Origin of the sequence: Paraburkholderia sp. GAS199, from assembly GCF_050436585.1 — a bacterium.
Classification (GTDB): domain Bacteria; phylum Pseudomonadota; class Gammaproteobacteria; order Burkholderiales; family Burkholderiaceae; genus Paraburkholderia.
Window position 1 is genome coordinate 272533 of sequence record NZ_JBNDMM010000004.1, and the last position, 19976, is coordinate 292508.

Sequence of the window (19976 nt, forward strand, 5' to 3'; positions counted from 1 at the left end):
TCGGCCGTTTTTGCATCTGCCGTCCGGCCGCATGAGCGGCCTTTTTTACGCGCGGCGCGTGCCCCAGAATTCTCTTACTGCTGACGCACCCAGGTTTGCGACCGGCCCAGCAGCGCCACGCCGATATAACCGCGCACCACCAGCTTGTTGCCGCCGTCTTCCAGGTGCATCTTGCACTTGTAGAGCTTGCCGTTTTCCGGGTCCAGAATCTGCCCGTGGTCCCAGCCGTCGCCGTCCTTTTTCATGTCGCTGATGATCGTCATGCCGAGAATCGGCTGATCCTTGCGTGCGTCGGTGCAGGCGGTGCAGCGACGGTCCGGCTGATCGTTCGCGCCCAGGCCCTTGATGACCTTGCCGCTCAGCGAGCCGCTGCCGTCGTCGGCGATCTGCACAAGCGCTTTGGGCTGACCCGTGTGATCGTCGATGGTCTGCCATGTGCCGACCGGCGTGGTGGATTGCGCCATTGCCGTGACGGCGCTCGCCAGCAACACGCCTGCGAGAGCCGCATGCCTGGCTGTACGAAGCGCCACGGCGCGAATGCGTTGATTGAAATGCGTCATCGTCTTCCTCCTTGAAGTGAAACGGCGCGATCATGGTCGCGCGGCGTGTTATCGGCATCTCGGGCGGTGCCGGATGGCGCACCGCCGTAATGCCTCGTGTTGCTGCTCCTACCGATACTCGTGCTGCCTGTGTCGCCTCTCAGGTTTTATGCCAAGGTCCTACGCCAAGGTTCTGTGGCCGCGGCGGCTCGCGCCGCTGGTCGAACGTCACCCGCGCAGAATACGTGAAAGTGCGCGCAGCGTTTGATAGTGGACCCTCTAATCAGCCCGCGGCACTGTCGACAATCAGTTCAGCTGATAGGAGAAGGTGGCGTTCACGCGCGGACTGCGCGAGGCGCTTTCCACGGGTGCATCGCCGACCGGCTTGGCCACCGAGAGGTCCAGGCTGTAGTACTTCGCGTCCGAGATCCGAAAGCCGAATGCAATCGATGAAAGCTTAGACGGCGACGGCGTGCCGGCATGCAGATAGACGCGCGCCATGTCGAACGACACGTACGGCGTGAAGGTGCGCAGATAAGTGAAGCCCGGCGCGAACGCGCGATTGACCTCGACGCTCGCGCCCCAGCCCGAATCGCCCGACGCTTCGCCCGGCTCGTAGCCGAGCGCGAAGCGCTGCGCGCCGAACGAAATCTGTTCCGAGGTCGGCAGCGATACCGCGCTGTACTGACCCGTCACGGAGACCGCGGTGCCGATCTTCATCGGCCATTCGTTGGTCTGCGAAAAAGTCGCGCCCGTGCGCACGAAATTGATCGACGCCGGATTCGTTTCGACAAAGCCCGGCACGTTGGAGTCGCCGCCTTTCGAGGCGCCGAGAATGTTGAAGGCCTTCGCGACATTGAAGCTCGCGCGTCTCACCTGGGTTGGCTGGACGCTGGTGTAATCGGCTTGCAGTTGCAGCACGCGCACTTGCGAATGCAGGCCGATCTGCGCGCCGGTGGTCTGCGCGTGATAGCGGTCTTCGTCGTGCGATGCGTAGACCGACGCCGTGCCCATCAGGCTGCGTTCGTTGCTCAGCAGGATCGGATAGGCGAGCGAGCCGCCGATCTTGTCGTTGATGACCGTGCGCTGAATGGTCGAAGGCAGACCGGGGTTGTCGGTCGGATTGCCGCGATAATGCGACGCATCGATCTTGCCGACCAGGCCGTTGCTGCCGATCGGCACCGCGGCGTGCGCGGCCAGATAGGTGACGTTGTCGCGTCCCTTCGGCAGCAACGCCGACACGCTCAGCTGTTCGCCGAGCGCGGTCAATCCGTTTTCCGTGGCGGTCAGCAGACCTTGCACGCCGGGATGGTTGAAGTCGATACCGGTGCTGACGTCGAACGGCTTGCGATCGACGTTGAGTTCCAGCGTCGTCGCGCCGTCGGTGTTTTGCGGCGGCGGCACGTTGGCCGCGACCTTCACGCCGGGCAACAGACCCAGCACGTTGACGTAGCGCTCGAACGTCGCGCGCCGCAACGGCCGGTCGGCGACGATGTGATCGGCGATCGCGCGAATCTTGTCCTCGACGGCGCCCGCCTTGCCGGTCACTTTCACCGCCGACACATAGCCTTCCACCACGGTCACGCGAACCACGCCTTCGTCGAACGTCTGCGCCGGAATGAAGGCGAAGGAGAGGGCGTAGCCGCGGTCCTGATAGAGCTTGGTGACGCCGTTGGCAACCTGGATCAGATCGCCGATGGTGATGTCCTTGCCGACGAGCGGCGTGAAGCGTTGCGCGACTTCGTCGAACGGAATGGACTTCACGCCCTCGATCTGCACGCGCGAAGGCGTCAGATGGCGGGCGAGCAGTTCCTGTAACTGGGGTGCCTGCGACTCGACCTGAACGGTCACGTTCGGACCCTTGTCGGGTGCCTTGATCTGCGGCAGCGAATCCATCGGATTACCGCCGACTGCCGCGCCGCCTGGGCGGGACTGCGCTTGTGCGTCTACTTGCAACGTGCTTGCCGCGATGGCTGCAAGCACGAGGGTCCATTTACTGCCATACCCGAGTTTCATCGGATTTTCCTCGTATGCCGTTCTTGTCTTGCGGGCGAGCCGCCTGGCCGGGCTGGTCGCGATCGCTTATGTAAGGCTCGACGCATACTGCCATGCTTGCTGTATTACGTCACGCGCGGTGCGAGGCTTGAGCAGCCCCCGCAAAAACATCCGGTACGTGATGATGCGAACTGCATATGCGTGCGGCATGAGTGGCCTGATGAGCAGGACATCGAGACATCCAGTGAGCGTACTCACGCGAGGACCACTCATGCGCGCGCCGTCGACAGACGGTTTTTATGCGGACTACTTATGGCTCACCGGCAACAGTCCACCGACCAGCGTCGTCAGGCCGCTGGTGGACGTGGTGGTGCCGCTTGCCGAACTCGTGACCGTGGTCAGCGTGCCGGTCAACTGGCCGACCAGCGCCGTCACCGGAGCGAGCGGGCTCGCGCTGCTGCCCGAGGTGCCGCCCGACAGACCGGAGAGCGCGCCCGTCAGCGACGACAGCGGGCTGGACGTGCTACCCGAGCCGCCCAGCACCGAACCCAGCGGCGTGCTGCCGAGCACCGAGGTCAGCGAACTCAGCGGCGTGCCGTTCAGCGCGGAGGTCAGGGAGCCGAGCGGCGAGCCGGAGCCGTTCAGCGCCGAGGTCAGCGAACTCAGCGGCGTGCCGTTCAGCGCCGACGTCAGACCCGCGAGCGGCGTGCCGCCGAGCAGGGTCGACACCGAGCCGAGCGGGTTGTTGCCGAGGCCGAGGCTCGCCAGCGAATTCTGCAGCGGGCTCAGCGGATTGCTGTTGGCCGGCGGTCCGTTCTGCACGCTGACGCTCGTGCTGCCGACGAGGCTCGTGATCAGACCGGGAATCGGATTGGCGCCGTTCGGGCCGTTCGGATTGACGAGGCCGCCCGCGTTCGTGACGGTATTGCCGAGCGAGCCGACCAGCGAGCCGACATCGGCGCCGACCGGGTTGTTGGTCGCCGAACCGACCTGCGTGCCGGCCGAGCTGAGTGCGCCGCCGACCTGCGCGAGCACGCCGCCGAGCGGAGCGCCGAGACCGGTTTGCGTACCGACGGTCTGCGTCACGAGTCCGGCGGTCTGCACGATCGGCGTGATCGCGGTGCTGAGCGGTTGCGTGATCTGTTGCACGGGTGCCGAAGCCAGCGAGTTGCCGAGCGTCGTGCCGCCGGCGTTCAACGCGCCCGCCGTGGTGGAGAGGACCGTCGAGAGCGGCGTGGTGAGCGGCGAGAGCGGCGCGAGGTTGCCGGTGCCGAGACCGCCGACCGCGGTGCTCAGACCTTGCACGACACCGCTCGTCGAGCTGACCACGGACCCAAGACCGGCCACCGTCGTGCCGACCGGATTGGCGGTCGTGCCGGTTTGTCCGAGGCCGGTGCTCACGGCGTCGGCGAGCGAGTTGAGCGTGGTGCTCGTGCTCGACACTGCATTGCCCACGCCTTGCGTGACTTGCGGGCTGAGGCCCGGAATCGTGGTCGACGCGATCGTGTCGCCGAGATCCTTGGTGGTCTGCGCTGCGGCGGTCGCGAGGCCGCTCGTGCCGGTCGTCGCGACGGGCGTGGTGCTGCCGCCGCCGGTCGTGCCCGTACCGCCGTTGCTACCGCTGCCTGCCGCGCTCGGCGGCGTGACGGTGCTGCCGCCGCATGCGGCGAGCAAGCCGGCGACTGCAACGGCGACTAACGGTGCGCGCAACGACGACACGGTCGCGCACGCCGCATGGAGAGTAAAAAAACGTTGAGTGGACATGTGTGCTCCTCTGTGTCTTCTGAATGTCGTGTGCGGTGGTCGCCGCGCGGGTGCAACGGTTCGGGCCGGTCGGCCCGGTGGTGACGGGCGGAACACGGCTGGCGTTCCGTGTCCCGTCTGCGGGTTACTGCGCTTTCGTGATCGCGGCCGGCGTATGGACGACCCGGGGACGACCCGGGGACGACCCGGGGACGACCCGGCCGCGGATGCGATTACTTCTTCGTGAGACCGCCCAGCAAGCCGCCGACGAGCGACGTCACCGGTGCGAGCGGGTTGCTGCCCGTGCTCTTGCCGCTGGTGCTCGACAACGACAGTCCGGTGGTGGTGCTGGACGTGGTCGTGGTCGCTGCGGTGGAGGCCGTCGTCGATGCTGTGGTCACGGCGCCGCCGAGCGTGCTGGTCAGGTTCGTCAGCAGGCCGGTGACCGGTGCGAGCGGGCCGCTGCTGCCGCCGGTCGCGCTGCTCAGACCGCTGGTGACGGTGGTGAGCAGACCGGTGACCGGCGCGAGCGGGCTGCCGCCCGACGTACCGCCGCCGAGACCGCCGAGCGCGCCGGTGAGCGACGAGAGCGGGCCGCCGCTGGTGCCGCCCGTGAGGCCGCCGAGCGCGCTGGTGAGCGCGCTGGTGAGCGGTGCGAGCGGACCGCTGCCGGTGCCGCCGGTGAGACCGCCGAGTGCGCTTGTGAGCGGCGCGAGCGGGTTGCTGCTGGTGCTGCCGGTGAAGAGGCCGCCCACCGAGCTGACCGTCGTACCCGTCGCGGTGACCGTCTGGCCAAGCGCCGCCGTGACAGGGTTGCCGCCGGTTGCGCCGAGCAGCGCGCCGGCCTTGCCGATACCGCCGCCCAGCGTCGAGAGCAGGCTGTTGAGCGGGGCACCGAGGCCCGTGGTGTTGCCGACCGTCTGCGTGGTCGAGGCGACCATCGACGTGATCGGCGTGATCGCCGTGCTGAGCGTTTGCGTGACCTGCTGCACCGGACCCGTCGAGAGTGCCGTGGTGAGCGAGCTGCCGCCGTTCGTCACCGCTCCGCCGAGCGTGCTGACGAGACCGCCGACCGGGTTCGTGATGGCCGACAACGGAGAGAGAGGTCCGCTGCCGAGGCTCGTCACGAGCGTGCCGGCATCCGTCACTGCGTTGCCGACATGACCGACCACACCGCCGACGCTCGACACCGTCGTGCCGATTGCGTCGTTGCCGGTACCGAGCTGACCCAGGCCTTGGGACACGCCAGTACCGAGCGTCGAGACTGCCGAACCGACCTGCGAGACGACACCGCCGGCCGCCTGCGTGGTTTGCGCGCTGACACCCGGCAGCGATTGCGAACCGATCACCGAGCCGATACCCGACACCGTCGCACCGACGCCCGACACGATGCCGCTGGCATTGTTGGCCACCGTTCCCAGCGCATTCGAAACCGGCGTCGTGCCGCCGCCCGTGCCCGTTCCGTTGCTGCCGGTGTTGGTGCCCGTGTTCGTTCCGGTGTTCGTGCCGGTTCCCGAACCGCCCGAGCCCATCGAACCACTGCCGCCACTGGTTGTCAGCGTGCCGCCGGCCGAGCCGCTACCGCTGCTTCCAGTGCCGGAACTCAGGGTTCCGGAGCCCCCGCAGGCACCAAGAGAAAGCATCGCGGCGATGCTCGCCGCAATCAGGGTTGCCCGTACCGTCGTGTTGGTCGTTTGAATGTTCATGTCGCCCTCGCATCGCATGTGTTGTTAGGTGTTGCTGCGTGCCTATCTCTGCAGGACCCGTGCCATTTCTGCAGACCAACACGAGGATTTTTTTGTGCGCGACACACTGAGCCTTTTGCAATAAGGCTTTGCGGGCAATTCACAAATTGCGAATGGCGGTAATCCGGGCTTTTAATTTAATTTCGCTAAACGTTTGCGAGGGGTTCGTAACGTAACGGGACGCCTGCGCCGTTACGGCGAACGTCGTAACGCAAACGCAGCGAGAGGGGCAAATTCGCTTGAAACGTGCTGTTCAAACAGTTAATTAGTGGAGCGAATCTAACTAGGGTTAATCCTATGTGCGGTAACGCACAAACGGCCGTTAACCTGAAAGAGGAGGCAAAACGCATAAAGAGCAGGGGAGGGCAGCGGACAATTGCTTAAATAAGATTGTTCGGCTATAAAACGCAAAAGCATGAATGATTGATGTTGGAGGTGCGTTATCGAACAGACAGCAAACAGTCATCTGTTTTATTGAAACCGGCTGCAAGTCGGGGTGATCGCAGCGCAACGAGAAGGGCCAGGCATGAGAGAGCAATGGTCCGTTTCGCTAGAGAGCCCTGGCGTTCGAGCAGCACATCAACACACGAAAAATTAATTCCGAGGGTTCAACATGAAAAAGTTCACACAACGCTTCCTGAGAGAAAGCAAAGGCGTCACGGCCATCGAATATGGCCTGATCGCGGGGTTGATCGTCCTGGTCATTTCGGTGGCGGTCGGCAACATCGGCACCAATCTCAACACGGTTCTGGGCGACATCGCTAACGCAATTCACGCGCCGGCGGCATAAGAAAGCAGCCCTAAACGCACCGCGAGAAAGCCGGCGCCGCCGCGCCTCCTTTCTCCGCGGCGTTTTTTAGAGCACGGCCATTCTATTTAATGCGAATTGAATTTTAATTCGCATGGCTTTGCTTCGCCTGTCGAGTGCCAAATGAATGTTTTTGTCGGCGTTCCGTTATTTATTATCTGGTGCGGTGTCGTTGCGATTAGCGACTGCCGTAATCGGCGTATTTCCAATTCCATTGTGCTGGCCGGCCTGATGGCGGCATTCGCCTGCGCGCTCGCGCATTGCGGCCCGTTCAATATTTCGGTGCCGCGTGCGGCGCTGGGCGCGCTCGTCGGTCTGGCCGCGCTGATGCCTTTCTTCGCGCTCGGCGTGATGGGTGCCGCCGACGTCAAGATCTTCGCCGTGCTCGGCGCCTGGTGCGGCATGCATGCCTTGCTCGGTTTGTGGATGGCCGCGAGCCTCGCGGCCGGCATTCACGCGCTCTGGCTGCTCGTCACTACGCGCACGCGCCTCGCGGCACTCGGCCGGCAGGGCGGCGCCACTTTCGAACTCGCGGGCAAAGCCGCCACACCGTACGCCGCCTGCCTCACGGCCGCCGCGACCGGCTGGCTCGGACTGCAGGCGCTCGCCGGAGGCCTGCGGTGAAACATCAGCGCACTTCGCCTCAGCGTGCCGTCCGCAATCGTCGCGGTCGCGTCAGTCGGCGTGCGCAGCGCGGTTCGACCGTCGTCGAGTTCGCGCTCGTGTTCCCGCTCTTCTTCACGATCCTCTACGCGATCGTGACGTTCAGTCTGATTTTCGTTGCTCAGCAGAGCCTGACGCTCGCGGCCGAAGAAGGCGCGCGCGCCGCGCTCAACTGGCAGAGCAACACTTCCATGCAGAGCGCGCTCGTCAATCGCGGCGCAGCGGCGTGTACAGCGGCAAGTCAGATGGCCGCCACGATTATCCAGTCGATGACGTGCACGCCGACCTCGGCGCCGTGCGGCCCCGGCAATGCGATGCAATGCATCACCGTGGCGCTGAGCTACAACTACCAGTCCAACCCGTTCGTGCCGAATCTGCCGCTGCTGAACATGACGCTGCCGAGCACGCTGGCGAGCACGGCCACCGTTCAACTCAATCCGGAGAATATTCAGTGATGTTTGCGCCGGTCCTCAGCCTTTATCGTCGACGCGCGCAATCGTGCCCGTGCGGCGAGGCCCTGTTCAACCGACGCTGCGAGCCGTCATGCCGAATCTGACCAAAATTCTCGCGGGTGTCCTGATCGCGCTCGCACTACTGCTCGGCGTGTTCGCGTGGTCGCTGTCGCGCCGTCCGGCGCCGGCCGTCGTCGCGCCGGTGACGCAAGCGAGCTTCCCGGTGGTGGTGGCCACGCGTCCGCTGCCCGCGGGCAAAGCCATCACGGTCGACGCCTTGCGCGTGCAGACGCTGCCGATCAACCCGAACGGCGCGTTCGCCGATCCGGCGCAACTGGCCGGACGCGTGCCGAACGCGGACATCGGTATCGATTCGCCGGTGCTGGAGACGCAACTGTCGTCGGGCATCGCCGAGCGCATCGAACCCGGCGAGCGTGCGCTGGCCGTGCGCGTCGACGAGGGCAATGCGGTGGGCAACCGTCTGCGGCCGGGCAATTTCGTGGACGTGTTCTTCACGCTCAAACGCGACGGCTCGATGGGAACTGGCGGCGAAATCGATCAGACCCAGGCGCGTCTGCTGATGTCGAAAGTGCGCGTGCTCGCGTTCGGTAACGCGAGCACCACCAACGACACCGGCGGCGATCCGAACGGACTCGTGCGTACGGCGGTGCTCGCCGTGCCGGTCGCGGACGTGGACCGTCTCACGCTGGCCGAGAGTTCCGGCCGTCTCATCTTCGCATTGCGCAATCCCAAGGATACCGAAGTAATCGACCCGAGCGCGCTGCCGGTCTATCCGGGCGTGCTGAAGACGGCCGCGCACCTCGGCGCCTCGGATGCGCAGGCGGACTCGACACGTGCCGCGGCCGGGGTCGCGTTGCAGTCGCTGTCGGGCAGCGCCGGTGCGGGCAGTGCCGCGCTGCGGGTGCCGCCGCTGCCGGTGCAGCGCATGGCGCAGCCGACGCGCGTGGCAGCCAGCACGGATAACACAAAGAACAGTATCGAAGTGATACGGGGTGGGCGCGCCGAATCGGTCGCCCGGTAAGCAGTTTCAGGGAGCGGGCGGCCAGACGCGTCCATAACTACATGACAAAACGGATTTTTGTGTTCGGGAAAGCGGCTTCGCTCGGGGCGATGTTGCTGGCGGTATCGGCTGCGACGGATGCAGCCGCACCGCTGGTTCAGCGCGGCCATGCAACGCCGGCTTCGCAACAGACGCAGCAGACCCAGCAGACGCAGCAGGCGCAGCCGGTGAACGGCGCGCAGACCATCGACCTCACGGTCGGCGCGCAACAGTCTCTGGCGGCCGGCCATACGTTGCAGCGGGTCGCGATCGGCGATCCGGCGGTGGCCGACGTGCTGGTCATCAAGGGCGAGAAGCGCGGCGGCGTGCTGCTGGTCGGCAAGTCGGCGGGCACGACGAACCTGATGCTGTGGGAGCGCGATCGCGACGCGCCGCTCAGCTACACGGTGAACGTCACCGCTGCCTCGGCCGCCACGCTGCTCGGCCCCGATACGTCGAGCGTGAAGGTGCTCGGCAACACGGCGGTGGTGTCCGGCCGGTCGGCGACGATGGAAGCGCATCAGCGCGCCGTCGTGGTGGCCGAAGGCTCGCTCGTGAAGGATGCCTCGGGCAAGGACGGCGCGGCAGGATCGAAGGACGGTTCGGTGTTCGATACGTCGACGGTGGATACGCGCTCGGTCGTGCAGGTCGAGGTGCGCGTGGTCGAGTTCAGCCGCACGGTGCTCAAGCAGGTCGGCTTCAACTTTTTCAGTCAGCGTAACGGGTTTTCGTTCGGCTCCATCGGGCCCAACGGCGCGACTTCGGTAACGACGCCGCAGAAGGCGTTCAATCCTGAAACGAGCGCGACCCTGGGACCGGCGGTGGCCTCGCCGATGGCCTCGGCCTTCAACCTCGTGTTCGGCTCGGCCACCAAAGGTCTGTTCGCCGACCTGAGCCTGATGGAGAGCAACAACCTCGCGCGCGTGCTGGCCGAGCCGACGCTCGTGGCGTTGTCGGGACAAAGCGCGAGCTTCCTCGCGGGCGGCGAGATTCCGGTGCCGGTGCCGCAAGGGCTGGGCACGACTTCGATCGTCTACAAGCCGTACGGTATCGGTCTCACGTTGACGCCCACCGTGCTGAACCCGCAGCGCATCGCGCTGAAGGTCGCGCCCGAAGCGAGCCAGCTCGACTTCACCAACGCGGTGACGATCAGCGGCGTGTCGGTGCCGGCCATCACCACGCGGCGCGCCGACACCACGGTCGAGCTCGGCGACGGCGAGAGTTTCGTGATCGGCGGCCTGATCGACCGCGAGACGACCTCGAACGTATCGAAGGTGCCGATGCTCGGCGATCTGCCGATCATCGGTTCGTTCTTCAAGCAGCTGAGCTATCAGCAGAACGAGAAAGAGCTGGTGATCATCGTAACGCCGCATCTGGTGTCGCCTGTTGCAAAGGGCGCACCGTTGCCGTCCACGCCGGGCGAGCAGTCGGAGCAGCGCAACGGTCCGGTGTGGCGCTCGTTCATGGGCGGTGTGATGTCGCGCGATGCCGTGCCGGGATTTTCGAAGTGATGCCGGCGTGCGCCGTTCAGGCGCGCCGGATCTGTGGAGCAAACCAGCCTGCGCGCATCTTGCGCGCGAGCGCTGGCGAGGAGTACGACGCGGCGGCTTTACAGCCCATGCCGCAAGAGGGTGTCCAACATGAACGCGAGAACGCATTCATTGACTGAACGAGCAGTCACCGATTATTTCGTGTTTGCGTCGCTGGCCGACGAGCACGTGCATTGGCTCGCCAATACGCTGGTCGGCGCGGGCGTGGTCGAATCCGCCACGCTCGATCCGTCGATGCTGATGCAGCGTATCGCCACGCTGAATCCGTCGCTGGTCTTCATCGACTTTTCCGGCGGCCGCGCCGCTTCGGCGAGTGCCGCGGCGAGCAGCGTGCGCACCGCCTATCCGAGCCTGCAGATCGTCGCGCTCGGTTCGCTGGCCGAGCCGGAAAGTGCGCTGGCCGCGCTGCGCGCTGGCGTGCGCGATTTCATCGATCTCTCCGCGCCGGCCGAAGACGCGCTGCGCATCACGCGTCAGGTGCTCGACAACCTGATCGAGCCGGTCAGCCGTCACGGACACGTCACCACCTTGCTGGGTGCGCGCATCGGCATGGGCGTGAGCACGCTCGCCGCGAATCTCTCGGTCATGCTGCAGCGGCGCGACGTGGCCCAGGGACGGCAAGCCGCCTTGCTCGATCTCGGCCTGCCGGCCGGCGATGGCTCGCTGCTGCTGAACACCCGCGCCGAATTCAATTTCGTCGAAGCCGTGCGCAATCTGCGCCGCTTCGATCAGACCTTCGTGCATACCGCGCTGTCGCATCATACGAGCGGTCTCGCGCTCACCGCCTTGCCGCCCAATCTGGCCGACATGCGCGAGGTGTCGTATTCGTCGTCGATCGGTTTGCTGAACCGCCTGCGCGCGTTCTTCGACCAGCAGATCGTCGACCTCGGCGGCTTCAGCAACAGCGAATTCATCGCGCACGTCGTGCAGGCTTCCGACGAAACCTGGTTGCTGTGCGATCAGGGCGTGGCGTCGATCGTCTCGGCGGTCACGGTGCTGGACGGCCTGCGCGAAGAAGGCGTGGACACCGCCAACGTGCGGCTGATCGTCAACAAGTTCGACGCCGACCTCGGCCTCGCCGCGGCGCAGATCGCGCAGCGTCTGGAGATACCGTTGCTGGCCACGCTGCCGGACCGGCGCGTCGTGCTGGGACAGGCGGTCAACCAGGGTCATCTGCTGGCCGACACGGTCGCGCGCGACCCGTACGTGCGCGCGCTCGAACCCTTGATCGAAAGACTCGGCGGCGACGCCGGCGCGAGTTCGCAGGTGCGCGGCAAGTCGGCGCTCGGCGCGCTCAAGCGCTTCATTCCAACCTCTCAAAAGCGGTCATAGACGATGGCAAAAGAGATCGAATTTGCCGACGACGCGCCTTCGTTCGCGCATAGCCAGCAGTTCCAGGACATCAAGAACGCGGCGCACGAGCATCTGCTCACGCGTATCGAGGAGCTCGGCTCGGAGTTCGGCCGCTGGTCGCGCAATGCGATCAACCAGTTCGTCGACCTGGAGATGGACAGCTTCGTGCGGCTGCGCCGGATTCCCATCAACGAAAGCGAAGTGCGCTCGATTGCCGACGCGCTGACCAAGGAGCTGGCGGGCTTCGGCCCGATCGAAGACCTGCTCGCCGATCCGGCCGTAGAAGATATTCTGATCAACGGCTACAACGACGTGTACGTGTCGCGGCACGGCATTCTCACGCGCATCCAGGTGCGTTTCGCCGACAACGCGCACCTGCTGCGGATCGTGCGGCGGATTCTCGCGCCGATCGGCCGCCGTCTGGACGAATCGAACCCGATGGTCGACGCACGCCTGCCCAACGGCGGCCGCGTGAACGTGGTGATCGAACCGCTCTCGATCGACGGTCCGATCGTCTCGATCCGCAAGTTCCGCAAGGACCCGATGCGGCCGGACGATCTGCTCGCCAACGGCACCTACAACCCCGAAATCGGCGCCTTGCTGCAAGCCGCGGTGGCGGCGCGCTGCAACGTGCTGGTGGCGGGCGGCACGAGCTCGGGCAAGACCTCGCTGCTCAACGCGCTGGCCTTTCACATTCCCGAGCCGGAACGCGTCGTCACGATCGAAGACACGGCCGAACTCTCGCTGAATCACCCGCACGTGGTGCGGCTCGAAAGCCGGCCGGGCGGTTTCGACGGCGCCGGTGTCGTGACGATTCGCGATCTGCTGCGCAACACGTTGCGGATGCGTCCGGACCGCATCATCGTCGGCGAAGTGCGCGGCGGTGAAGTGCTCGAAATGCTGCAGGCCATGAACACCGGCCACGACGGTTCGATGGGCACGGTGCACGCGAGTTCGCCGCGCGAATGTCTGTACCGCCTCGAAATGCTGGCCGGTTTCGCGGGCTTCCAGGGTACCGAGTCGAGCCTGCGCCGCCAGATCGCCAACGCGATCGACTTCATCGTGCAGATCGGGCGCCTCTCCAACGGACGTCGCCGGATTCTCTCGATCACCGAAGTGACCGGTCTGTCCGACAACATCATCGCGACGCAGGAGCTGTATCGCTATGAGCCGGTTCTGACCGCCGAGGGCGACGAGCTCGACAACTGGGTGTCGCTGGGCATTCATCCGCACTCGCCGAAACTGGCGCGCTTCCGTCAGGCGCTGGGCGGCGCCGAGCCGAACAACGCGTTCGGCAACGCGGGCTTCGGCAACTTCGGCGGCGGTGGTGGCGGTGGCGGCTTCGGTGGAGGCTTCAATGTCTAGCGCGGTTCTGGTCCTCGCGGCGCTCGCGCTTTTGTGCGCGGCGCTTGCCCTGTTGCTGTGGCAACGTGGCATCCAGCGCAAGGGCCAGGTGAGTGTCGAACGTTATATCGACAGCCGGATGGCGTCGGCGATGCCGGCGGCCGGCATGAGCGTGTCCGGCGCGCCGCTGGGTGCGCCCTTGGGTAGTCAGGCAGGCGGGCAGGCCGGCAACGCGGCGGGCGCGTCGAACGCGCCGCGCGGCGCGGCCGCGCGCAACGCGACGCCGGCCGTGCTGATCGCGCCGCCACCGCCTGCCGCCGACGCCGACCTGCTGACGCAACTGCGTTACCAGTACGCGCGCCTGCGCTTCATCGCGCAGCACGCCTTGTCGCGCGCCGGCATTGCCAGCGCGAAAGGCCCCGCCGCGATCGCCGGCAGCGTCGTGCTGATCGCTACCGTGTGGGCCGCGTCGGCGGGTGGCGCATTGGCCGCGGCCGTGACGCTGTGCACCTGCGTGATGTTCATCTATTTTCTGCTGGCGATGCGCACCAACAAGCGCCGTCAGCTGATCGTGCGGCAATTGCCGCTATTCCTCGACGGCATCGTGCGGCTGATCACGCTCGGCAACAGCGTGCCCGCCGCGTTTCAGGCCGCGCTGCAGAACACCGAAGCGCCGCTGCGCGAATGTCTCGACTACGTGTCGCGCATGCTGCGCACCGGCATCGAAATCGATCGCGCGCTGTATCAGGTCGCGGTGATCTACGGCGTGCGCGAACTCGAACTGGTCGGCTCCGTGCTGCGTCTGTCGGTCAAATACGGTGGCCGCGCCGACGTGATGCTCGACCGCATGTCGTCGTTCATGCGCGACCTCGAACAAGCCGAACGCGAACTCGTGGCGATGTCGGCGGAAACGCGGATGTCGTCATGGGTGCTGGCGGCGTTGCCGGTCGGCATCGGCGGTTTCCTGATCCTTTCCAATCCGAAGTATTTCGCCTCGATGTGGTTCGACCCGACCGGCCGGCAGATGGTCTATCTGGCTTTCGCCTTGCAGATTTTCGGCGCCTGGCTGCTGTACCGCCTGGCCAACCTGAGGTCATGACAATGCAAGCGAATCATCTTGCCGCTCTCGCGCTGGCCATCGCCTCGCTCGCCTTGCTGCTGATCGCCGGGGTCGTGCTCGCGCGCGTGGCGGCGGTGCGGCGCAGCGAGCGCACCTTGCGGCACGCGCTCGACGAACGCGCGCAGCAGAGCGCGGCGCTCGCCGGCGCGGCCGCGCGCAGCGCCGAGGCGGGGCAAGCGGGCGCGCAATCCGGCGCAAAAACGGCGGCGCGCAGCGCACCGCCGGCAGGTTTCAAGGGACTGCTCGAACGCTTCGCGCATGCGGGCGTGCGCTGGCTCGATACACCGTTCGGCCGGCAGATCGTCGCCGAGGAAGACCGGCGTCTGCTCGAACAATGCGGCTTCGTCGACACGCGCACGCGCGGCCTGTTTCTCGTCACACGGCTTGTTTGTGCGGTGCTGCTGCCGCTCGTGATCGGCGTGCTGGCGCGCGCGCATCTCGAGGGGCCGCGCTACGCCGCGCTCGTGATCGTCGCGATGGGCTGCGGCTTGATGTTGCCGAAGTTCGTGCTGAAGCGGCGCGCCGCGAAGCGCCGCCGTGGCGTGGTGGACGAATTGCCGCTGCTGGTCGATCTGTTGCGTCTACTGCAGGGCGTGGGCCTTTCGCTCGATCAGAGCCTGCAGGTCATGGTCAACGATTTCCGCAGCATGCTGCCGGTTTTGTCGAGCGAACTCGAAATCGCCCAGCGCCAGTTCGCGACGGGCCGCACGCGCGAGCAGTCGTTGAACCGTCTCGCGGCGAGCTACGACAACGAAGATCTGCGCGCGATCGTGCGGCTGCTGATTCAGGTGGACCGGCACGGCGGCGCCGTGCAGGAGCCGCTCAAACAGTTCGGCGACCGTCTGCGCGAGTCGCGCCGCTCGATGCTGCGCGAACGCATCGGCCGGCTCGCCGTGAAGATGACGGGCGTGATGATCGTGACGTTGCTGCCCGCGCTGATGATCATCACCGCGGGCCCCGGCGTGCTGTCCGTCATGCACTCGTTGCACACGATGCACCGGTAAGGATTTTTTATGAAACACCTTCTGTCGTCCCATTCTTCCAGCGTGCCGCGTCAGGGCGCGCGGCACACGGTTCGCCGTGCGACGACGCTCGCTGCATTCGCCACGCTCGCGTTGCTGGGCGCCTGCGCGGCCAATCCGTCCGGCTATGGCGTGGGGCCGCAAGCGGAGCGCGCGGCGATGGCGCAGCAGCAGTCCAATCGTGAGCCCGCGCCGGATACGCCCGGCATGTATCTCGGCCTGATCGATCAGATGCAGTCGCAAGGGCTTTACTTCGCTTCGCTCGCACACATCGACGCCTACGAAAAGCAGTATGGCGCGAGTCCCGACACGATTCTGCTACGCGCCGACGCGCTGCGCATGACGGACCAGACCGTGCCCGCCGCGAGCGCTTACGAGCAATTGCTGAACACGCCGCTTGCCGCCGCCGGCTACCGCGGTCTCGGTCTGATCGCGGGCGGCGCGGGCGACTTCGCGCGCGCCGCGCAGCAACTGGAGCAGGCCGCGCAGCGTACGCCGACCAATGCGTCCACCTTGTCGGACCTCGGCTATGCGCGCCTTCGCAATGGCGACGTCGCCGGCGCGCGCGTGCCGCTGCTCAAGGCGGTCGAACTCGATCAGAACAACACGAAGATTCTCAGCAACGTCGCGCTGTATCTGCTCGCGAGCGGCGATCAGGCACAAGCGCTGGCGCTGATGAACCGGCAGAAATTCGGCGCCGACGTGCGCACGGCGATACGCGCCGACGCGGCGCGGGTCGCCGCGGCAGGCCGCGAACAGATGCGCGGCCAGACATCACAACAACAGTCCGGACAGCCAGCGGCGGGAACAGTCGCGAGCGTGCAGGGCACACAGGGCATCGAACCCGCGCCGCGTCTTTTGCAGCGGTTCTCGCAATGAGCGGTGCGGTAATCAGGGGAAGAAAAATGAAGTCTGGAACGAAGGGACGGGTAGGGGTCATGTCGCTGCTGTGCGCCGGCATGCTGATGGGCGCGGCCAGTCTCGCCACGGCGCAGACGACCGACACGCCTGCCGTGCAGGCCAGCGAAGTGGGTCACGCGACCCGCACGTGGCTTGATCTGCAGAGCAGCAATCGCGAAGCCGCGCCGGCCCAGCCGATGCTCGGCGCGGAAGCGGGGCTCGCCTATCGGCGCTACATGGAGTCGTTCAAAAACAAGATTCCCGATCTCTACGGTTCGATGCTGAGCGGTAGTGGCGGCGGGGGCGGCGGCTCGTCCGGCGGCTCGGGGTCCATGCCGGGTGGTTCCGGTGCAGGCGCAGGCGCTTACTGAGATGCCCCGGCTTCGATCGTCCGCTGCTTTTGCCGCGCGCCGCTGGCGCACGCCCGGCGTGCGGCATGACGTGCCCCGCGAATCACGGCACGAGACACGGCACGAATCGCGGCACGAGACGCGACTCGCGACGCGTCGCGAACGCGGTGCCGTCGCCGTGCTGGCGGCAATCTGGCTGAGCGTGGCCATCGCGGCGCTGGGCGTGCTGGATGTCGGCAACGTGTATTTCGCGCGCCGTCAATTGCAGCGCACGGCCGACATGGCGGCAATGGCGGGCGTGCAGGTCATCAGCACGGCCGGCGCGTGTTCGACCGCGAACACGGCCGCGCAGCAGAACGCCTCGATCAACGGCTTCACGGCTAACGGTACGACCACCACGCTCACGACCACCTGCGGCCGCTGGGACACCACCAGCGCCACGCATTTCGGCACCAGCGGCAGTCCGTTCAACGCGGTCCAGGTGCAGGCCACGCAAACCGTGCCGTATTTCTTTCTCGGTCCGCGCCGCAATGTGACGGCCACGGCGACCGCCTACGCGTCGAACATCGATGCGTTCTCGCTCGGCACCGGCATCGCGACAATCAACACGCAGCAGTCCGCGCTGCTCAACGCGATTCTCAGCGGCCTGCTGAAAACCAGCGTTTCGCTGAGCGTGGGTGACATCCAGAGTCTCGCGACCGCGCAGATCAAACTGCAAAACCTGATGGTGGCGCTCGGTGCGTCGACCATGCAGGGCTTGCTCTCCACCACCGTGAGTTATCAGACGCTGATGCTCGCGATGGTGAAGGCCTTGCAGACCGGCGGCGACACGATCAACGCGGCGATTCTGCAAACCGTGGCGGTCGCGGTGCCGGGCGGCCAGAACATCACGCTCGGCGACAACGGCACGGGCGCGCCGGGTCTGCTGGCGCTCGGGCTTGCCAATCCGAACGCCGCGATGACCGCCAACATCAACGCGTTCGACGCCTTGACGGTGGCCGCGCAGATGGCGAGGCGCAGCCCGGACGGCACGCCGGCCAACGCGCCGATCATCAACGCGGCGGTCGGGCTGACGGGTGTCGCGGGCGTGTCGTTGCAGGTCATCAATCCGCCCGTGATTGCGGTGGGCGAAGCGGGTTACACCACGAGCGGCGGCGTTTCCACGCCGCGCACGGCGGCGCGTACCGCCGCGGTGAACGCCACCATTACTTTGCTGCCGGTCGGCTTGCCGCCGTTGACGATTGGCTTGCCGCCGTTGCTGTCGGTGTCGATCGCGGCGGTGAGCACGCCGATCGTGATCCAGGTTGGCGTGGCGCCCGGCCAGGGCATTCTCAGCTCGGTTGGGTGTGAAAGTACGAAGCCTGCGACCACGGCAACGATCAATACGACGCCGGGTATTGCCACGCTGTGTCTGTCGGGTAATAGCTCGGCGGCGTGCTCGGCGCCGATCACCGTGGCGTCGATCAAGGCGTCGCTGGGGGTTCTCAGTGGGACAGTTGCGAACATAGGGCTGAACCCGCTGAGATTGCAGCTTCAGCCCGGCATGACGCCGCTGACGTTCAGTGGATCGTCCGGCAGTTTCGATTCGAGCCAGAGCGTCAACACGAATAACCTCGGCAGCGCAGCCGGTTTCATGACTTCGCAACTGCTCAACGCTTTGCCCGGTACGTTGAGCATTTCGCTGCTGAGCAATCTGATCGACATCTCGTCGCTGCTCACCCCCATCCTGACGCTCGTCGGAACCACCTTGACGCCGCTGCTGCAACCGGTCTTCGCGCTGCTCGACTCGGTACTGGTCCCGACGCTCAACCTGCTCGGGGCGCAGATCGGTGTCGCCACGGTCCACAACATGTCGCTGACGTGCGGCGTTTCGCAACTGGTCAACTAGCCTAACCACGATGAGAACCACCACCAAAATCGAGGAACTCGATATCTACGTCTGGGAAGGCAAGGCCGACATCGTCGACCGGGTCGCGCGCTGCATGGCGAGCTTCGATGTCGAAGTGATCCGCGCGGACGATATCGCGATCTCGCCGGAACGGACTGCGCTGCGGCCGTCGCTCGCGATCATCAGCGTCTCGGTGATCGACAGCGGCGCGCTGATGATGCGCGACTGGCAGGCGGCGCACGGTATCCCGGTCGTGTGGGTCGGCGCGGCGCCGCGCGAGCACGATCCGGCCGCGTATCCCGCCGACTATTCGCACATCCTGCCGCTCGATTTCACCTGCGCGGAATTGCGCGGCATGGTGATGAAGCTCGTGCTGCAACTGCGCGCGCACAGCGCGAAGACGCACGAGTCGGACACGATGATCGCCAACTCGGAATGCATGCAGGCGCTGCTGCACGAGGTCGATACTTTCGCCGACTGCGACACCAGCGTGCTGGTTCACGGCGAGACCGGCGTGGGCAAGGAACGCATCGCGCAACTGCTGCACGAAAAGCACACGCGCTACGGCCAGGGGCCGTTCGTCGCGGTGAACTGCGGGGCGATTCCGGACGGCCTGTTCGAGTCGCTGTTTTTCGGTCACTCGAAAGGCTCGTTCACCGGCGCGGTGGTCGCGCACAAAGGCTATTTCGAACAGGCCGACGGCGGCACGCTATTCCTCGACGAAATCGGCGATCTGCCGCTTTATCAGCAGGTCAAGCTGCTGCGCGTGCTGGAAGACAGCGCGGTCACGCGGATCGGTTCGGCCACGCCCGTCAAGCTCGATTTCCGGCTGGTGGCGGCCACCAACAAGCTGCTGCCGCAGCTCGTGAAAGAAGGCACGTTCCGCGCCGACCTCTACTACCGGCTTGCGGTGATCGAACTGAAAATTCCGTCGCTGGAAGAGCGCGGCGCGGTCGACAAGATCGCCATCTTCAAGGCGTTCATTTCGCAGGTGGTGGGTTCCGAGCGGCTCTCGAGTTTGCCGGATCTGCCGTACTGGCTCGCGGACGCCGTCGCCGACACGTATTTCCCCGGCAACGTGCGCGAACTGCGCAACCTCGCCGAGCGAATCGGCGTGACGGTGCGTCAGATCGGGGCGTGGGACGCGGCGCGTTTGCAGCGTCTGCTGGCGCTCGCGCGCACGAGTCAGCCGGTGCCGGCGGAGAGCGTCGCGGAGGTGCTGGTCGATCGCAGTAAATGGGACATGGCGGAACGCAATAGGGTGCTTGCCGCACTCGACGCAAACGGCTGGCGACGGCAGGATACGGCGCTTTACCTCGGCATCAGCCGCAAGGTGTTGTGGGAGAAGATGCGCAAGTACCAAATTTTCGACGAGGAGCCCGAAACCCGAGAAAGTGAGTAATAATGAGACGGTTGTACTAAAACAAAAACTGTTCAAGCAGGA

General features: G+C 65.7%; 17 protein-coding genes. 13 read left to right on the forward strand and 4 right to left on the reverse strand.

Annotated features, from left to right (window positions below):
* Positions 1-74: 74 nt before the first annotated feature.
* The 4 genes from P3T18_RS18100 to P3T18_RS18115 all read right to left on the reverse strand — a co-directional run bounded on the left by P3T18_RS18100 (position 75) and on the right by P3T18_RS18115 (position 5983).
* Complete coding sequence (locus P3T18_RS18100) at positions 75-560, reverse strand: DUF2147 domain-containing protein (protein ID WP_429301333.1); 486 nt, start codon at positions 558-560, stop codon at positions 75-77.
* A 285-nt stretch (positions 561-845) separates the two neighbouring features.
* Entirely contained in the window at positions 846-2555 is a 1710-nt protein-coding gene (locus tag P3T18_RS18105; protein ID WP_429301334.1) for a ShlB/FhaC/HecB family hemolysin secretion/activation protein, read from the reverse strand.
* 285 nt (positions 2556-2840) lie between these two features.
* Positions 2841-4298, reverse strand: a complete 1458-nt coding sequence (locus P3T18_RS18110) for a collagen-like triple helix repeat-containing protein (protein ID WP_429301335.1) — start codon at positions 4296-4298, stop codon at positions 2841-2843.
* Positions 4299-4510: 212 nt separating this feature from the next.
* Entirely contained in the window at positions 4511-5983 is a 1473-nt protein-coding gene (locus tag P3T18_RS18115) for a collagen-like triple helix repeat-containing protein (RefSeq protein ID WP_429301336.1), read from the reverse strand.
* Between the two features lie 652 nt (positions 5984-6635).
* Here P3T18_RS18115 and P3T18_RS18120 point away from each other — a divergent pair.
* The 13 genes from P3T18_RS18120 (at position 6636) to P3T18_RS18180 (ending at position 19934) form a co-directional block, all read left to right on the forward strand.
* Complete coding sequence (locus P3T18_RS18120; RefSeq protein WP_429301337.1) at positions 6636-6812, forward strand: Flp family type IVb pilin; 177 nt, start codon at positions 6636-6638, stop codon at positions 6810-6812.
* 141 nt (positions 6813-6953) lie between these two features.
* On the forward strand, positions 6954-7454 hold the full coding sequence (locus P3T18_RS18125; protein ID WP_429301338.1) for an A24 family peptidase: 501 nt from the start codon (positions 6954-6956) through the stop codon (positions 7452-7454).
* A complete protein-coding gene (locus P3T18_RS18130; protein WP_429301339.1) occupies positions 7451-7948 on the forward strand; it encodes a TadE/TadG family type IV pilus assembly protein in 498 nt (165 codons plus the stop codon). Before P3T18_RS18125 ends, P3T18_RS18130 begins: the two co-directional genes overlap by 4 nt.
* Positions 7949-8036: 88 nt before the next feature.
* Positions 8037-8987, forward strand: coding sequence for a Flp pilus assembly protein CpaB (gene cpaB, locus P3T18_RS18135; protein ID WP_429301340.1), 951 nt, complete (start codon positions 8037-8039; stop codon positions 8985-8987).
* A 41-nt stretch (positions 8988-9028) separates the two neighbouring features.
* Positions 9029-10516, forward strand: a complete 1488-nt coding sequence (locus P3T18_RS18140; RefSeq protein ID WP_429301341.1) for a type II and III secretion system protein family protein — start codon at positions 9029-9031, stop codon at positions 10514-10516.
* A gap of 129 nt (positions 10517-10645) precedes the next feature.
* Positions 10646-11887: a fimbrial protein gene (locus tag P3T18_RS18145; protein ID WP_429301342.1), complete on the forward strand. Its 1242-nt coding sequence runs from the start codon at positions 10646-10648 to the stop codon at positions 11885-11887.
* A gap of 3 nt (positions 11888-11890) precedes the next feature.
* Positions 11891-13273 carry a CpaF family protein gene (locus P3T18_RS18150; protein WP_429301343.1) on the forward strand — a complete coding sequence of 461 codons (1383 nt, stop codon included), beginning with the start codon at positions 11891-11893 and terminating at the stop codon, positions 13271-13273.
* Entirely contained in the window at positions 13266-14351 is a 1086-nt protein-coding gene (locus tag P3T18_RS18155; RefSeq protein WP_429301344.1) for a type II secretion system F family protein, read from the forward strand. The genes P3T18_RS18150 and P3T18_RS18155 overlap by 8 nt, the downstream gene beginning before the upstream one ends.
* 2 nt (positions 14352-14353) lie before the next feature.
* Positions 14354-15376, forward strand: coding sequence for a type II secretion system F family protein (locus P3T18_RS18160; protein WP_429301345.1), 1023 nt, complete (start codon positions 14354-14356; stop codon positions 15374-15376).
* 9 nt (positions 15377-15385) lie between these two features.
* Positions 15386-16273 carry a tetratricopeptide repeat protein gene (locus P3T18_RS18165; RefSeq protein ID WP_429301346.1) on the forward strand — a complete coding sequence of 296 codons (888 nt, stop codon included), beginning with the start codon at positions 15386-15388 and terminating at the stop codon, positions 16271-16273.
* 26 nt (positions 16274-16299) lie between these two features.
* Entirely contained in the window at positions 16300-16665 is a 366-nt protein-coding gene (locus P3T18_RS18170) for a DUF3613 domain-containing protein (protein ID WP_429301347.1), read from the forward strand.
* Between the two features lies 1 nt (position 16666).
* On the forward strand, positions 16667-18532 hold the full coding sequence (locus tag P3T18_RS18175) for a TadG family pilus assembly protein (protein ID WP_429301348.1): 1866 nt from the start codon (positions 16667-16669) through the stop codon (positions 18530-18532).
* A 10-nt stretch (positions 18533-18542) separates the two neighbouring features.
* Positions 18543-19934 carry a sigma 54-interacting transcriptional regulator gene (locus tag P3T18_RS18180; protein WP_429301349.1) on the forward strand — a complete coding sequence of 464 codons (1392 nt, stop codon included), beginning with the start codon at positions 18543-18545 and terminating at the stop codon, positions 19932-19934.
* The last annotated feature ends 42 nt before the right edge of the window (positions 19935-19976 follow it).

Bases quoted from the DNA above. Each gene is read 5' to 3' on its own strand.
- P3T18_RS18100 (WP_429301333.1), bottom strand. From the start codon at position 560: ATGACGCATTTCAATCAACGCATTCGCGCCGTGGCGCTTCGTACAGCC.
- P3T18_RS18105 (WP_429301334.1), bottom strand. From the start codon at position 2,555: ATGAAACTCGGGTATGGCAGTAAATGGACCCTCGTGCTTGCAGCCATC.
- P3T18_RS18110 (WP_429301335.1), bottom strand. From the start codon at position 4,298: ATGTCCACTCAACGTTTTTTTACTCTCCATGCGGCGTGCGCGACCGTG.
- P3T18_RS18115 (WP_429301336.1), bottom strand. From the start codon at position 5,983: ATGAACATTCAAACGACCAACACGACGGTACGGGCAACCCTGATTGCG.
- P3T18_RS18120 (WP_429301337.1), top strand. From the start codon at position 6,636: ATGAAAAAGTTCACACAACGCTTCCTGAGAGAAAGCAAAGGCGTCACG.
- P3T18_RS18125 (WP_429301338.1), top strand. From the start codon at position 6,954: ATGAATGTTTTTGTCGGCGTTCCGTTATTTATTATCTGGTGCGGTGTC.
- cpaB (WP_429301340.1), top strand. From the start codon at position 8,037: ATGCCGAATCTGACCAAAATTCTCGCGGGTGTCCTGATCGCGCTCGCA.
- P3T18_RS18140 (WP_429301341.1), top strand. From the start codon at position 9,029: ATGACAAAACGGATTTTTGTGTTCGGGAAAGCGGCTTCGCTCGGGGCG.
- P3T18_RS18145 (WP_429301342.1), top strand. From the start codon at position 10,646: ATGAACGCGAGAACGCATTCATTGACTGAACGAGCAGTCACCGATTAT.
- P3T18_RS18150 (WP_429301343.1), top strand. From the start codon at position 11,891: ATGGCAAAAGAGATCGAATTTGCCGACGACGCGCCTTCGTTCGCGCAT.
- P3T18_RS18155 (WP_429301344.1), top strand. From the start codon at position 13,266: ATGTCTAGCGCGGTTCTGGTCCTCGCGGCGCTCGCGCTTTTGTGCGCG.
- P3T18_RS18160 (WP_429301345.1), top strand. From the start codon at position 14,354: ATGCAAGCGAATCATCTTGCCGCTCTCGCGCTGGCCATCGCCTCGCTC.
- P3T18_RS18165 (WP_429301346.1), top strand. From the start codon at position 15,386: ATGAAACACCTTCTGTCGTCCCATTCTTCCAGCGTGCCGCGTCAGGGC.
- P3T18_RS18170 (WP_429301347.1), top strand. From the start codon at position 16,300: ATGAAGTCTGGAACGAAGGGACGGGTAGGGGTCATGTCGCTGCTGTGC.
- P3T18_RS18175 (WP_429301348.1), top strand. From the start codon at position 16,667: ATGCCCCGGCTTCGATCGTCCGCTGCTTTTGCCGCGCGCCGCTGGCGC.
- P3T18_RS18180 (WP_429301349.1), top strand. From the start codon at position 18,543: ATGAGAACCACCACCAAAATCGAGGAACTCGATATCTACGTCTGGGAA.